Annotated in this window: 9 protein-coding genes; 5 read left to right on the forward strand and 4 right to left on the reverse strand. The window is 71.0% G+C overall.

Annotated features, from left to right (window positions below):
- Positions 1-118 precede the first annotated feature (118 nt).
- Together ACWDEW_RS04410 and ACWDEW_RS04415 are read right to left on the reverse strand one after the other, a co-directional pair.
- Complete coding sequence (locus ACWDEW_RS04410) at positions 119-2692, reverse strand: ABC transporter permease (RefSeq protein WP_450509448.1); 2574 nt, start codon at positions 2690-2692, stop codon at positions 119-121.
- A complete protein-coding gene (locus tag ACWDEW_RS04415) occupies positions 2689-3477 on the reverse strand; it encodes an ABC transporter ATP-binding protein (protein ID WP_450509450.1) in 789 nt (262 codons plus the stop codon). Before ACWDEW_RS04415 ends, ACWDEW_RS04410 begins: the two co-directional genes overlap by 4 nt.
- Before the next feature lie 447 nt (positions 3478-3924).
- Here ACWDEW_RS04415 and ACWDEW_RS04420 point away from each other — a divergent pair, with 447 nt between their 5' ends.
- From ACWDEW_RS04420 to ACWDEW_RS04440, 5 genes are all read left to right on the forward strand, one after another.
- The gene (locus ACWDEW_RS04420) at positions 3925-5412 is read left to right on the forward strand and encodes an MFS transporter (protein ID WP_450509507.1); all 1488 of its coding nucleotides are present in this window, start codon (positions 3925-3927) and stop codon (positions 5410-5412) included.
- A gap of 502 nt (positions 5413-5914) precedes the next feature.
- Positions 5915-6496 (forward strand): DUF485 domain-containing protein, encoded by a 582-nt coding sequence (locus tag ACWDEW_RS04425; protein ID WP_450509451.1) that lies wholly within the window; start codon positions 5915-5917, stop codon positions 6494-6496.
- Entirely contained in the window at positions 6493-8109 is a 1617-nt protein-coding gene (locus ACWDEW_RS04430; protein ID WP_450509453.1) for a sodium/solute symporter, read from the forward strand. The genes ACWDEW_RS04425 and ACWDEW_RS04430 overlap by 4 nt, the downstream gene beginning before the upstream one ends.
- 172 nt (positions 8110-8281) lie before the next feature.
- Entirely contained in the window at positions 8282-9994 is a 1713-nt protein-coding gene (locus ACWDEW_RS04435) for a PHP domain-containing protein (protein ID WP_450509454.1), read from the forward strand.
- Entirely contained in the window at positions 9991-10569 is a 579-nt protein-coding gene (locus tag ACWDEW_RS04440; protein WP_450509456.1) for a hypothetical protein, read from the forward strand. Before ACWDEW_RS04435 ends, ACWDEW_RS04440 begins: the two co-directional genes overlap by 4 nt.
- A 119-nt stretch (positions 10570-10688) precedes the next feature.
- Here the strand turns inward: ACWDEW_RS04440 and ACWDEW_RS04445 are convergent, their stop codons facing one another.
- Together ACWDEW_RS04445 and ACWDEW_RS04450 are read right to left on the reverse strand one after the other, a co-directional pair.
- Positions 10689-11576: a cellulose-binding protein gene (locus ACWDEW_RS04445; RefSeq protein WP_450509458.1), complete on the reverse strand. Its 888-nt coding sequence runs from the start codon at positions 11574-11576 to the stop codon at positions 10689-10691.
- Between the two features lie 187 nt (positions 11577-11763).
- Positions 11764-14198: SUKH-4 family immunity protein (locus tag ACWDEW_RS04450; protein WP_450509460.1), on the reverse strand; the 2435-nt coding region annotated here is incomplete at its 5' end.

The following is a 14198-nucleotide window of genomic DNA, read 5'->3' on the forward strand; positions in this document are numbered from 1 at the left end:
TGCCCGCCCACCACCCGTTTACTGCCGGCTAAAAGGCACCCTCTACAGACAACAAACAAACCCGGCGCCGAGAAGTCCCCCGTGACTTCTCGGCGCCGGGTCTCCCCGTGGGCGGTGGCTATTCGGTGGCGATCGCGTTGAGGACGTTCATCCGGCCCGCCCGGAACGCCGGGATCAGCGCGGCGAACAGTCCCACGAAGGCCGAGCCGACGAAGACCGCGATGATCGTGCCCCAGGGGATCTCCAGGACCTTCAGCCCCTCCAGGGCGAGGAGCTGCTGGGCCGTGGCCCCCCAGCCCATCCCCAGGCCCAGGCCGAGCAGCGCTCCGAAGAGGGCGATCACGACCGACTCCATGCGGATCATCCGGCGGAGCTGGCGGCGGGACATACCGATCGCCCGCATGAGGCCGATCTCCCTGGTCCGCTCGACGACCGACAGGGCGAGGGTGTTCACGACACCCAGTACCGCCACGATGATCGCGAGGGCGAGAAGGCCGTAGACCATGTTCAGGAGCTGGCCGATCTGGTCCTTCAGTTCCTGCTTGTAGTCGGTCTGGTCGCGCACCTGGTACTGCGGGTAGGGCTCCATGGCCTTCTTCAGGGCCGTGTACGCCTGCTTCTCCTGGCCGTCCTTGGCCTTGGCGAACATGATCTCGTTCGGCGGGATCTTGTTCGCGGGGAGGTACTTCTGCATCGTCGCGATGCTCGTGTAACGCGCACCCTGGTCGATGGCGACGTCGTCGTCCGTGATGGCCGCGACCTTGAGCTTCGCCGTCGAGCCGCCCTTGAAGGCGACGCTGATGGTGTCCCCGAGGTGGACGCCGTGCTTCTTCGCGTACTTGGAGCCGACCGACATCGCGTTGGTGCCGTAGGCGGCGGACAGTTCGCCGGCCGTGGTGGCGCGACGCAGGTCCTGGGCGTAGGACGGGTCGGCGGCGGTGATGCCGTCGGTGTCCTTCTGGCCGTCCGGCGAGGTCAGGGTGGCGTCGAGGTCCTTGTAGCGGGTGACGTGGACGAGGTCGGGCGACTGCTCCATCGCCTTCTCCGCCTGCGGGACGATCCGCTGGTTGCCCTGGACGATGAAGTCGGCGCCGACGGACTTGTCCAGCTCGCTCGTCGCCGAGGCGACCATCGAGGAGCCGACCACCGACAGGCAGGCGACCAGCGCCAGGCCGATCATCAGGGCCGCACCCGTAGCACCCGTACGCCTGGGGTTGCGGAGCGCGTTGCGCTCGGCCAGGCGCCCTACCGGTCCGAAGGCCCGCAGGAGTACGACACTGATGACCCGTACGACCCCGTTGGCCAGCAGCGGACCGATGATCACGAAGCCGATCAGCGAGAGCACGACACCCGCGCCGAGGACCAGCGAACCGTCCGTCGCCTTCTTCGCGGTGGCCGCCGCGAACAGTGCGGCCACACCCGCACCGGTCAGCACCAGGCCGATCAGGCCGCGGACCCAGCCCGCCTTGCCGTCGGCCGGCGTACCGGCGTCGCGCAGGGCGGCCATCGGGGAGACCTTGCCGGCGCGGCGGGCCGGGAGGTAGGCGGCGAGGATGGTGACGATCACGCCGAGGAGCAGGCCGAGCACCGGAGTCGTCCACTTGACGGTCAGGTCCCGGGTCGACAGGTCCATGCCCGCCGCGCTCATCAGCTTCATCAGGCCGACGGCGATCCCGACACCGGCGCCGACACCGAGGATCGAGCCGACGATCCCGAGCAGGGTCGCCTCCACCAGCACCGAGCGGTTGACCTGCTTGCGGGAGGAGCCGATGGCCCGCATCAGGCCGATCTCGCGGGTCCGCTGGGCGACCAGCATCGAGAAGGTGTTGATGATCAGGAAGATGCCCACCAGGAACGCGATCCCGGCGAAGCCGAGCATGGCGTACTTGATGACGTTCATGAACTGGCCGACGCCCTGACGGTTCTCGTCGGCGTTCTCCTTGGCCGTCTGGATCTTGTACGTCCCCGTGGCGGCGAGGGTCTGGGCCACGTTCTGCTTGAGCCGGGTGTCGGAGACACCGCTCGCAGCCGTCACGCCGATCTGGGTGAACCGGCCGGTGGCGCCCAGGAGTTCACGCTGGGCGGTGGCGGTGTCGAAGTAGACGACGGCCGCACCGGGGTTGGTCACCTTGAAGGTGGCGATGCCGACGATCCGCGCGGTGAAGTCACCGGTCTGCGAGATGGTGCGCAGCGAGTCGCCCAGCTTCAGGTGGTGCTTGTCGGCGGTGTCGGCGTCGACCATGGTCTCGGTCGGGCCGCGCGGGGCGTGTCCGGAGGTGATCTCCATCGAACGCAGGTCGTTCTTCGTCCAGTTGCCCGCGATGGTGGGCGCGCCGGTCGACGATCCCATGTTCTTGTCGGCGCTGTTGACGACGGTCACGTTCATCGAACTGACGGCGCCCTCGACGGACTTGACGCCCTGGGCCTTCGCCACCCGCGCGACCGTGGAGGCCGGCAGTGACTCGGGCAGTCCGTTCTGCGGTGTACTGCCGTCCGCCTTGGCCGTCTTCGGCAGGACCGTCACGTCGGAGGCGGTGGCCGCGAAGAGCTTGTCGAAGGTCGTGTTCATCGTGTCGGTGAACACCAGCGTGCCGCACACGAACGCCACCGACAGCAGCACGGCTATCGCCGAGAGCGCCATCCGCCCCTTGTGCGCGAAGAAGTTGCGCATCGAGGTCTTCATGACAGTCATGACGTACGCCCCCGCGCGTCGAAGTCCTTCATACGGTCGAGGACGGCGTCGGCGGTCGGCTTGAACATCTCGTCGACGATCCGGCCGTCCGCGAGATACAGCACACGGTCCGCGTACGAGGCGGCCACCGGGTCGTGCGTGACCATCACGATGGTCTGCCCGAGGTCGTCGACGGAGCGGCGCAGGAAGCCCAACACCTCCGCTCCCGCACGGGAGTCGAGGTTCCCGGTCGGCTCGTCACCGAAGATGATCTCGGGCCGGGCCGCCAACGCCCGTGCCACGGCGACGCGTTGCTGCTGACCGCCGGAGAGCTGGTTGGGCCGGTGCCTGAGCCGGCTCGACAGCCCGACCGTCTCCACGACCTGCGCCAGCCACCCCTTGTCCGGCTTGCGGCCGGCTATGTCCATGGGGAGGGTGATGTTCTCCAGCGCGTTCAGCGTCGGCAGCAGGTTGTAGGCCTGGAAGATGAACCCGATCCGGTCCCGGCGCAGCTGCGTGAGCTTCTTGTCCTTGAGGCCGGTGATCTCGGTCTCGTCGAGGTAGATCTGCCCGGAGGTCACGGTGTCGAGCCCGGCGAGGCAGTGCATGAGAGTGGACTTGCCGGACCCCGAGGGGCCCATGATCGCGGTGAACTGACCGCGGGCGATGTCCACGTCGACATGGTCGAGGGCGACGACGCGGGTCTCCCCGGCGCCGTAGGCCTTGACGACCTGCCGCGCTCGCGCGGCAACGGCCGTACGCCCTCCAGTACCCCCGTGCCTGGGAATGGTCACAGCCGATGTCACGGTATGTCTCCTAAGTCGGTCGGCAGACGAGCGTGCCGATGTCCGGTCGATGCGTTTCAACTGGTTACGACGATGAGTCTGGCGGCGGGAGGGGGTCCGGCGCGCTGGTGCTCAGCGCAGTCTTTCCCGGGGGAAAACCCCACCCTCCGCGGTTCGGCCTGCCGCCCCCCCAGCGGCATAAAGCCAGGTTAAGGACGCCCCCGGGCCCTTCTCCTCCTCCGCCGGTACGAACCGTCCCCGGGCCGTAGTGGGGAGGGACCCCTAGGGGCTCTCCACCGCCGGGTGGAGTCGATCTCGGGGTCCGGTCCACCCACCGGCCCGTCCAGGTTCCACCCTGCCGCGGCGTGAGGGTCAAGTGGGAAGCTGGTGCGCGGCAGATAGGTGCAAGGGGAAAGGAATCCTGTGGACCAGGGGGACAGGGACAGCGGCAACGACAGCGACACCGAGATACGAACCGAGGCGGCCGGGCAGCCGAGGCCGGCCCCTCCCGACCGGCGCCGCAAGGCCGTCGTCGCGGCCCTCATGCTCGCCATGGCGCTGGCCGCCCTCGACTCCACCATCGTCTCCACGGCCGTACCGCAGATCGTCGGCGACCTCGGCGGCTTCTCCGTCTTCTCCTGGCTCTTCTCCGGCTACCTGCTCGCGGTGACGGTCACCCTCCCCGTCTACGGCAAACTCTCCGACACCTTCGGCCGCAAGCCGGTGCTGATCACGGGCGCGGCGGTCTTCCTCGCCGGTTCGCTGCTGTGCTCGGCGGCCTGGAGCATGGGCGCGCTGATCGCATTCCGCGTCGTACAGGGCCTGGGCGGCGGGGCGTTGCAGGGCACGGTCCAGACCCTGGCCGCCGACCTGTACCCGCTGAGCGAACGCCCCAAGATCCAGTCGAAGCTGTCCACGGTGTGGGCGGTGTCGGCGGTCGCGGGCCCGGGGGTGGGCGGACTGCTCGCGGCGTACGCCGGCTGGCGCTGGATCTTCCTCGTCAACCTCCCTGTCGGAGTAGTGGCGTTGTGGCTGATCGTCCGCTACCTCCACGAACCGCAACGCACCCGCACCTCCCGCCCGCGCGTCGACTGGGCGGGCGCACTGGCCGTGTTCGCCTGCGGAGGCGTCCTCATCACGGCCCTCGTGCAGGGCGGAGTGGCCTGGCCCTGGCTGTCGGCCCCTTCAATCGCCTTGTTCGGTACGGGACTTGCGCTGGCCGGAGTCGTCGTGGCGATCGAACGCCGGGCGGCGGAACCGATCATCCCCGGGTGGGTGTGGCGCCGCCGTACGATCGCCGCCGTCAACTTGGCCCTGGGCGCACTGGGGTTGCTGATGGTGGCGCCGAGCGTGTTCCTGCCGACGTACGCCCAGTCGGTGCTGGGCCTCGCCCCGGTGGCGGCCGGATTCGTGCTCTCCGTATGGACGTTGAGCTGGCCGGTGTCGGCGGCACTCAGCCAGCACGTGTACCGGCGGATCGGTTTCCGCAACACGGCGATGCTGGGGATCGGGACGGCGACCCTGATCCTCTTCGCGTTCCCCTTCCTCCCGTACCCGGGCTCGGCCTGGCAGCCGATGCTCCTGATGCTGCTCCTCGGCGCGGCCCTCGGACTGTTCCAACTCCCGCTGATCGTCGGGGTGCAGTCCACGGTCGGGTGGGAGGAACGGGGCGTGACGACCGCGTCCGTGCTGTTCTGCCGCCAGACGGGACAGACGATCGGTGCGTCGGTGTTTGGCGCGGTGGCCAATGGGGTGTTGGCGTCCCGGTTGGGTGGCGCGAGCGATCTGGACTCGGTGACGCGGGGGTTGGACGGGGGTGCGGTGCCGGAGGGGACGCGGCGGGCGATCGCGGATGCGGTGCACGCGGTGTATGTGGGGGCGGGCGTGGCCGCCGGGGTGGCGTTCCTGGTGCTGCTGTTTCTGGCACCTCGGCGGTTTCCGGTGCTCAAGGAGTGAGGCCGCGACGAGCTGTCAGGATTCGTCCGCCTCGAAGGCGTTGGGGACGTTGTCGAAGAGGGAGGGGTCGCAGGGGCTGAGGCGGGTTGTCGAGGCAACGTCCACGATGAACATGGCAAGCCGACAGACCGCGCGCCTGTACTCGGATCGACGCTCGGATCTCAGCAGCCCGTAGAGGACCGCGCACTCATGCGGCCTCCCCCTTGCCCTGCAGCGCACCACGAGTGGACACACGACGGCCCAACACCGGCCGCCGGGAACCTCGTTTGCCGATACGCCGTTACGCACCGGCCGCCGCACCGCCCCCAGGCCCCTCTCGGAACTCTCATCCCCCACCCAACACCCGTGGTCAACACCCCTGTTGACACCGCAAGCGCATACCAACCGCCCAGTTCACCGAAAAGCACCCACACCACCCAACCGGCGAGTAACATGCGTGACCCGCTCCGCCCAACTCCCTGCGGTCCGCCGCCACGGACCCGAGCCACGCAAGGAGCACGGGATGTCCTACGACCCGTACCCTCCGCATGATTCATCCGCCCCGTACGACCCGTACACCCCGCACAACTCGCCCGATCCGCAAGGCCCGCATGACCCGGACGGCCCGTACCCGTACGACCCTGACCCCCCGCACGGTTCGCACGCCCCGACCCCGTACGGCCCCTACAACCCGTACGACCGGCGCAACCCGCACGCCCCGTCCCCGCCCCGCCTCACCTACCCCTGGCAGCCACCCCCGCCCCCACCCGAACGCCGTCGCCCACCCCGCCGTCCCGCCCTCGGCAACCACCGGGATCTGCGTGTCCTGCGCGGCGCGTACCGGCGGCAGCGGCGCGTGGCGAGCCTTACCGCGCTCGGATACTTCTGCCTGTTCCTCACCCTGTCCGCGTTCGCGCCCCCGCTGATGTCGAGCACCCTCGTCGCGGGCGTGCCCACCGGGTTGCTGCTCGCGCTGGTCCAACTGCCCGTCACCTGGCTGGCGATAGCGCTCTACGAGCACACGGCCGCGCGACGCGTGGACCCCCTCGCGGACCGCATCCGCAAGCAGGCCGAACTGGACGCCAGACGGGAGGCGGCACGATGACCGGGTTCCACGACCCCGCGTCGCAGACCATGTCGCTCGTCGCCTTCACCACCGTCGCCACCCTCACGCTGTTGCTGTGCGTGATGACCGGGCCCGACCGCGACGACCTGGACGAGTTCTACACGGGGTACGGCTCCCTCTCTCCACTGCGCAACGGCCTTGCCATAGCGGGCGATTACATCTCCGCGGCGAGTGTGCTGGGCACGGGCGGGGTGATCGCCCTCTACGGCTACGACGGGGTGGTGCTCGCGCTGAGCACGGCGCTGTCGCTGATGCTGCTGATGTTCCTGCTGGCCGAACCGCTGCGCAACGCGGGGCGGTTCACGATGGGGGACGCGTTCGCCCGGCGGATGCCGGGGCGGGCGGTCCGTATCGTGGCGTGCGCGGTGACCATCATCGCGCTGCTGCCGCTGATGCTGGTCCAACTCGCGGGCGCCGGGCAGTTGTTGGCGTTCATCCTCGGTTTCTCCGGCGACTCGCTCCAGACCGGCTGCATCATCGGCCTCGGCGCGCTGATGATCAGCTACGCGGCGATCGGCGGCATGAAGGGCACCGCCCTCATCCAGATCCTGAAGATCGTGATGTTGATCGGGTCGGGGGCCGTGATCGCCGTACTGATACTGAACCGGTTCCACTGGGACCTGGGCGCCTTCTTCGACACGGCGGCCCGGCGGAGCGGGGTCGGAACCGCCTTCCTGCACTCGGGCCTTGAGTTCGCCGGAGGCCCGAGTCCCCGACTCGACATGATCAGTTCGCAGCTGACCGTCGTGCTCGGCGGCGCCTGCCTCCCGCACATCACGATGCGCATGTACACCGCGTCGAGCGCCCGGCAGGTGCGGCGGTCGTTGTCGTGGGCGGTGTCGAGCGTGGCGCTGTTCGTGGTGATCGTGACGGTCGTCGGGTTCGGCGCCACGGCGCTGCTCGGGCGGGCGGCGATCGCGCGGGCGGACTCACAGGGCAACACGGCGTATCTGCTGGGCTCGCGGGCGGTGTTCGGGGCGGATGTGTCGACGGCGGAGACCCTGCTGCTCACCGCCGTCACCACGGCCGTGTTCCTGACCCTGCTCGCCTCGGTCGCCGGGATGATCCTCGCCTGCGCCAACTCCCTCGCCCACGACGTCTTCGCGGCCCGCGTCGAGGAGATGCCGGTCCGCCGGGAGATGACGCTGGCCCGCTACTCGGCGCTGGCGGTGGGCGTCCCGGCGATCGTGCTGGCGACGCTGGTCCAGCACCGGAGTCTGCAGCCCCTGGTCACCCTGTCCTTCTGCCTGGGCGCCTCGGCCATAGCGCCCGCCCTCGTCTACAGCCTCTTCTGGCGCCGGTACACGCGAACGGGCCTGCTCAGCACGCTCATCGGCGGCACGCTCGGTGTGCTGCTGCTGATGCCGGGCACCAATCTGGTCTCCGGCTCGCCGGCCGCCGCCTTCCCGGGCGCCGACTTCAACTGGTTCCCGTTCACGACCACCGGGCTCGTCACCATCCCCCTCGGCTTCCTCTGCGGCTGGCTCGGCACGGTCGCCTCGGGGCGGCAGAAGGAGGACGAACAGCGCAGGCGGTACGAGGCGATGGAGGGCTGGATCCTGGCGGGCGCGGTGCGCAGGGGCGAAGGGTGACCAGTACGCGGGGCGGAGGATGACCGACGGAAAAGCCCCGCATGACTGGTGCCATAGCCGTGCATGACTCGTTCTTTGCCACACCACCACCACGACTCCCGCTGTTCACCGCCCCTTCTCAGACTCTGCACGTCCGAGCGTGAAGGTCCCTGCATTTCAGCGGGAGTTGAGCATGAGCCACGGCCACAGTCACGGCGACCACAGTCATCACCACCATCACCACCACGGGGACGGGGACACCGGCTCGCTGCCGCCCGCCCTCGACACATCCGTCCCGGACGCCGAGTTGACGCCCAGTCAGCTCTCGCGAAGAGGCATGCTGCGCCGAACCGGCCTGCTGGGCGCGGGACTCGCGGCGGGCAGCGTGCTCGCCGGCGCGGGGGAGGCAGCCGCGTCGGTGCAGCAGGGCGGCTCGGCCAAGTCATCGAAAGGCAACGGCGGTTACCTGTGGCTGGCGGGCGACCACCACATCCACACCCAGTACAGCAGCGACGCGAAGTACCGCGTCATCGACCACGTACGCCAGGCGAACGCGCACGGCCTGGACTGGATGGTCATCACCGACCACGGCAGTGTCGCGCACGCCAAGATCGGTGTGGAGAAGGTCAATCCGGACATCGTCGACGCCCGTGACAAGACCGACGACACCCTCGTCTTCCAGGGCCTGGAGTGGAACATCCCGGGCGCCGAGCACGGCACCGTGTTCGTGCACCCCGGCTCCAACGAGGTGGCCGTACTCAAGGAGTTCGAGAACTCCTTCGACGGCAGCGTGAAGAACGCGAGCGGCAACTCGCCCGCCAACGAGGCCCTCGCCATCGCGGGCGTCAACTTCCTCGCCGACCAGGTCCGCCGCCGCAAGGTCAAGGACGCCCTCTTCCTCGCCAACCACCCGGCGCGCAAGGGCATCGACTCCCCGCACGAGATCCGCGGCTGGCGCGACGCGCAGCCGACGATCGCCGTCGGCATGGAGGGCGCCCCCGGTCACCAGGCCGGCGGCCTGCCCAAGCCGAACGGACCGGGCAGCGGGCGCGGCATCTACGACAACAGCCCCAGCGCCGACTCCTTTCCCGGTTACCCGCTGGAGAGTTACCGCACCTGGGGCGGCTTCGACTGGATGACTGCCACGGTCGGCGGCCTGTGGGACAGCCTCCTCGCGGAGGGCAAGCCCTGGTGGATCACCGCCAACTCCGACTCCCACAACGTGTACGCGGACACCGCCGTACGCGGCCCGGGCGGCGACTTCAACGCCAACGGCCGCTACGAGGACCCCGTCTACGGCACCGGCATCAGCCTCACCGACACCGACTTCTGGCCCGGCCAGTACTCCCGTACCCACGTCGGCGCGGCCTCCTTCTCGTACAAGGCGGTCATGGACGGCATCCGCGCAGGCCGCGTCTGGGTCGACCACGGCGGCCTGATCAGCGGCCTCGACGCCCGCCTCTCGGCCGGTGGCCGCGAAGTCACCCTCGGCGGCGCGCTGCACGTCCGCCGCGGCGCCCAGGTCGACCTGATCATCCGCATCAGCCTGTCCAACGGCCCCAACTGGGCCCAGTTCCAGCCCTCGTTGGCCCGCGTCGACGTCATCCAGGGCGATGTCACCGGCCCGGTCGCGGACAAGGACACCTTCTCCACCCCCACCACGAAGGTCGTCAAGTCCTTCGAGGTCGACAAGTCCACCGGCACGGTCCGCCTCACGTACTCCCTCGGCCGCCTCGACAAGCCGGTCTACGTCCGCCTCCGCGGCACCGACGGCAACCGCTCCGCCGTCGGCCTCAACGGCGCGGCCGTAGACCCCGTAGGCCCCGCGATGGACGTCCTCGGCGACGCCGACCCGTGGAAGGACCTCTGGTTCTACTCCAACCCGATGTGGGTCCTCCCCGCATGAGCACGTCCTACGACCCGTCCGGTGTCCACCCCGTCCTCGGGGTGGACACCGGCACGACGACCCTCCGCGAGGCCGACCACCTCATCCGCGACCTCGCCTCCACCCTCGCACTCCCCCCGGGGACGGTCGCCTGCACCCACCTGATCCGCACGGACACGCGCCGCGGGACGGCCGTATCACTGGAGTTGCCGGACCGCGATTCGGCCGCGAACGCCTGGCAACACCTCACGGAGTCCGAGCCGCCCCAGGGCGACCGCCAGGCCGCCGCCCAGGCAGCCGCCGAACACACCGCCCGCCGCTCGGGCCGGGCGGTCCTGTTCCCCGGCGCGGAACACCTCACGGGTACGGTCACCGTGGCCGACCTGCTGGAACGGACGGCCATCGACCGGGTGATCGTGGTCGGCGCCACGTCCGGCGAGCCCCCCGCCCCCACAACCCCCGTACACACTCAGGACCACGTACGACCCGAGTGGCGCGAGGGCGAGCTGGTACTGGCCTTGGTCCCGGCGGTGGGAAACACCCTGGCCCCGTTCGAGGTCCCCAACCCGACACCGTGCTGCGCCGACCACGGGTGACTTGGAACGTCGGGCAACCGCTCCCACCTAGGGGCGCGGGGCTGTATCAATGTGCGGCTCCGCCGCGCGGGCGCGCCCAGCCCCCACCGGGCCCGCAGACGACCACAACCGCGCCCCCTTCACTCAGCCGGCGCCCGCCCAGTAAGCGCGGTCAAACTGCTCCGCACATGGTCCATATGCGCCTGCACGTCGTCCCACGTCTCCCCGTGCTCGCGCAGCACCCGCTCGGTGTCACGGGCGATCCGCTCCGCCCGCACCCGCGCCTCCGCGACCACCTCGGCCGCCCGCTCAGCCGCCTCCTCCTGCCGCCGTCGGTCCGACAACTCGGCCTCGGTGTAAGCCTGTTCCGCCTCGGCCAGTGCGGCCTCCGCACGGGCCAACCGTTCGGCGCACCGGGCGTCCACCGCGGCCAGCCGCTCCTCCGCGAAACGCTCCGCCTCCGCCCAGCGTTCGGCGTGCTCCTTGGCCTGTTCGCCCAGCATCGCAGCGGTGCGCTGCCTTACCTCGCGCAACGCGGCGAGCGCCTCCGTGCGCCCCTCCTTCACCTCGCGCCGGGCGCCGATGCGGAGGTCGTCGGCCTCGGCGCGGGCCGCGAGGAGCCGCTGACGGGCGCGTTCCTCCGCCTCCGCGCGGAGCGCGTCCGCCTGTTCCCGTGCCTCTTGGAGTACGCCGGCGGCGTGCGCCTCGGCCCGCGCGACCTGTTCGCGCGCCGAACGCCGCGCGGACTCCCGTACGGCGGCGGCCTCTTCCTCACCCAGCCGGAACAGCCGCTGCGCCCGCTCGCCGAGCGTCTCGTACGTCTGCGGGGCGAGCCGCGCCACCGTCTCGCGCAGCCGCTCGGCCTCCGCCTCCATGTCCCTTGCGAGCACGGTCAGTCGCGCCGCCCGCTCCCACGCCGCGTCCCGGTGCCGCGAGAGCCCCGCCGCGTACGCGTCCACCTGGGCGGGGCGGTAGCCGCGCCCCCGTACTGCCACGAAGCCACGTGGCGACACCGATGCGCTGCTCATCCTGGAACCCCTCTCCACCCGACGGACACGAAATGATGATTTCGCGCATATCTTGATGGATAGGACATAAGGGTTCATAACGCGACACTCCGGGTGTGGGTCACGGGTATCGCACAGGCAAAAAGGGCCGGGCCCGGTCGTCCGACCGGGCCCGGCCCCCCGCTACGGCCTGTTCAGCGGGCCGGCGTCACAACAACCCGTCCCACATCTGTTCCAGCAGCACCGACCACCAGCTCTCCGGCGAACCGAGCGCCGCCGGGTCCAGCGAGGCCAGCTGCGCCTGGAAGTCGACGGTCCAGCGGCCCGCCTGCTCCTGGTTGAGCCCGTACCGCAGTCGCCACATCCGACCGAGCAGCGCCAGACAGCGCGCGAACTCGGGCAGTCCCGTGTTCACGAACTGCGGCGGTACGGAAGCACCGCCCGGCCCCGCCTCCACGGGCACCGCGACGATGTTCGCCGTGCCGTACTGGACGCAGATCGCCTTGCCGAAGTCGCTGCCCATGACGAGGTAGGAGCCCGCGTCGGCGGACGGCCGCACCCCGCGCTCCTGCGCGAGTTCGGCCAACGTCGGTACCGGGCGCCCCGGTTGGGCCTGCGCCCAGAAGAACGGGCCCATGTCCATCGGCAGCCCCGCCGCGACCAGCGTGTGCGCCACGACCGGCGGCACGCCCTGCCGGGACACCGCGGCCTGCTCGAACCGGAACACTCCCGGCCCGAACGCGCCCGCCAGCTCCTGCGCGATCGCCTCCGGCGGGATCGGCGGCGTCGGCTGCACCGGCGGCAACGGCGCCCGCACCGGGGCGAGTCGGGCCGGCCCGTCCGCCACCTGGTGCAACTCGCCCTGGTGCGCGATGAGTTCACGCATCCCCTGCTGCCGGCTGGCGTGATCCGTGCCGTAGGGCGCGATGCTCGCGATTCGCGCCTGCGGCCACTGCTCGCGGATCATCCGCGCGCAGTACGCGCCCGGCAGCTCACACGACTCCAACTCCGTGTGCAGTTCCAGGACTTGGTCCGGCGGGATGTTCATACCGCGCAGCTCGTGGAAGATCTGCCACTCCGGGTGCGGCGTCCCCGGCGCGGACCGCCGGATCAGCTGCTGCTCGGAACCGTCCGGCGCGCGGTACCGCAACACGGCCTGATAGCCCGGTCCCACGGTCGGCTGCCCCTGCTGCGGATAGCCGTAGGCAGGCTGCTGCTGCCCGGGGAAGGGCTGACCGGGCCCGGGCGGCGCGGGGTGACCGTGACCGGGCGCCTGCTGCCCCGGAGGCGGCATCGCACCCGGCGGCATCGGCTGCGGCGGAGCCCCCTGAGGCATCCCCGGAGCGCCCAACGCACCGGGCGCACCCGGGAATTGCGGCGCCGGAGGAGCACCGGGCCCGCCCGCCGGAGGCGCGGACAGCATGGTCTCCGCACGATGCACGGCACCGGGAGCACCACCCTGGGGGGCGGAAGCGCCGGGGGTACCGGGAGTACCTGGGGTGTACGGGGGCGGAGGCATGCCGGGGGCACCGGGGGCCTGCGGCTGCTGCGGGGCGCCCGGCCCCGCGGGCCCACTCCGACCGGGGTCCGCGAACATCGTCGCGGCCTGGTGAACCCCACCCGGAGGCGGCCCCCCGGGAGTGTTCGGCGCACCGGGACCACCAGGACCACTGGGACCACCGGGACCGGCCGCCCCCTCCGGACCGAGCCCCGGAACCATCTGGGTCGGCACATACCCGCCCGCGGCCGGCGGAGGCGGCGGCCCGGCAGGCGTACCGCCCGGTCGCGCACCCGGCGTCCCCGGAGCACCCGGCGGTGGCGGCGGGTTCGAACCACCGCTCCGCGCCCGGCGCGGCGGAGGCGCGGCCTTGCTGGTGGCCGCATCGGCGATGTCCCCGGCGTTGGGCGCGAGCGCCCGCCCCGGCGCACCGGGACTCCCAGGAGCGTGCGGCACGTTGCCGGCACCGCCCGGCCCCTGGGGATACCCGTAGGCCGACGGATCCGCCCCGGCCCCACCCTGCGGACCACCGGAAGGCGACGCACCCGGACCACCTGGAGCACCCGGAGCACCGGGACCCCCCGGCCCTTGCGGGTACCCGTACGACGACGGACCCGCCCCGGGCCCACCCTGCAGACCACCGGAAGGCGACGTACCGGGACCACCCGGAGCACCCGGACCCCCCGCCCCCTGCGGATACCCGTACGACGACGGACCGGGCGCCCCCTGCTGACCGGGCCCACCCGGAGCCTGAGCCCCGGCACCCTGCGGATACCCGTACGACGACGGAGGAGGCGTACCGCCGCCGCCACCGGAGCCGACACCACCGGAGCCGCTGCCGGGTCCACCCCCCGGCCCCCGCGAACTCCCCACTCCCCCAGGGGCGTTGCCATCCCCCAGCGCCGGTGCGACTGCCGTGGGCGGGAGTTGGCTGCCGCCTGAGATCAGCGCGGTCTCGGCGTCGGCCGGGGTCTCGTCCTCGCGCCGCTCACTCAGCGGCGGCGCGAACACGGTCGCGGGCAGCGGTACCGAACGGTCCTCGCCGGCATCGGCGTTGGTGTCGGTCCCCGCCCACGGCGTGGCCCCGGCCGAGGCGCTGAAGCTCCGGCTGAAGCCGAAGGCGCGGCAGGCGATCTCGCAGGCGG

Source organism: Streptomyces sp. NPDC001100 (assembly GCF_053598575.1).

Excerpts from the sequence above, each read along its gene's own strand:
- ACWDEW_RS04410 (WP_450509448.1), bottom strand. The coding sequence starts at position 2,692 with ATGACTGTCATGAAGACCTCGATGCGCAACTTCTTCGCGCACAAGGGG.
- ACWDEW_RS04425 (WP_450509451.1), top strand. The coding sequence starts at position 5,915 with ATGTCCTACGACCCGTACCCTCCGCATGATTCATCCGCCCCGTACGAC.
- ACWDEW_RS04430 (WP_450509453.1), top strand. The coding sequence starts at position 6,493 with ATGACCGGGTTCCACGACCCCGCGTCGCAGACCATGTCGCTCGTCGCC.
- ACWDEW_RS04435 (WP_450509454.1), top strand. The coding sequence starts at position 8,282 with ATGAGCCACGGCCACAGTCACGGCGACCACAGTCATCACCACCATCAC.
- ACWDEW_RS04440 (WP_450509456.1), top strand. The coding sequence starts at position 9,991 with ATGAGCACGTCCTACGACCCGTCCGGTGTCCACCCCGTCCTCGGGGTG.
- ACWDEW_RS04445 (WP_450509458.1), bottom strand. The coding sequence starts at position 11,576 with ATGAGCAGCGCATCGGTGTCGCCACGTGGCTTCGTGGCAGTACGGGGG.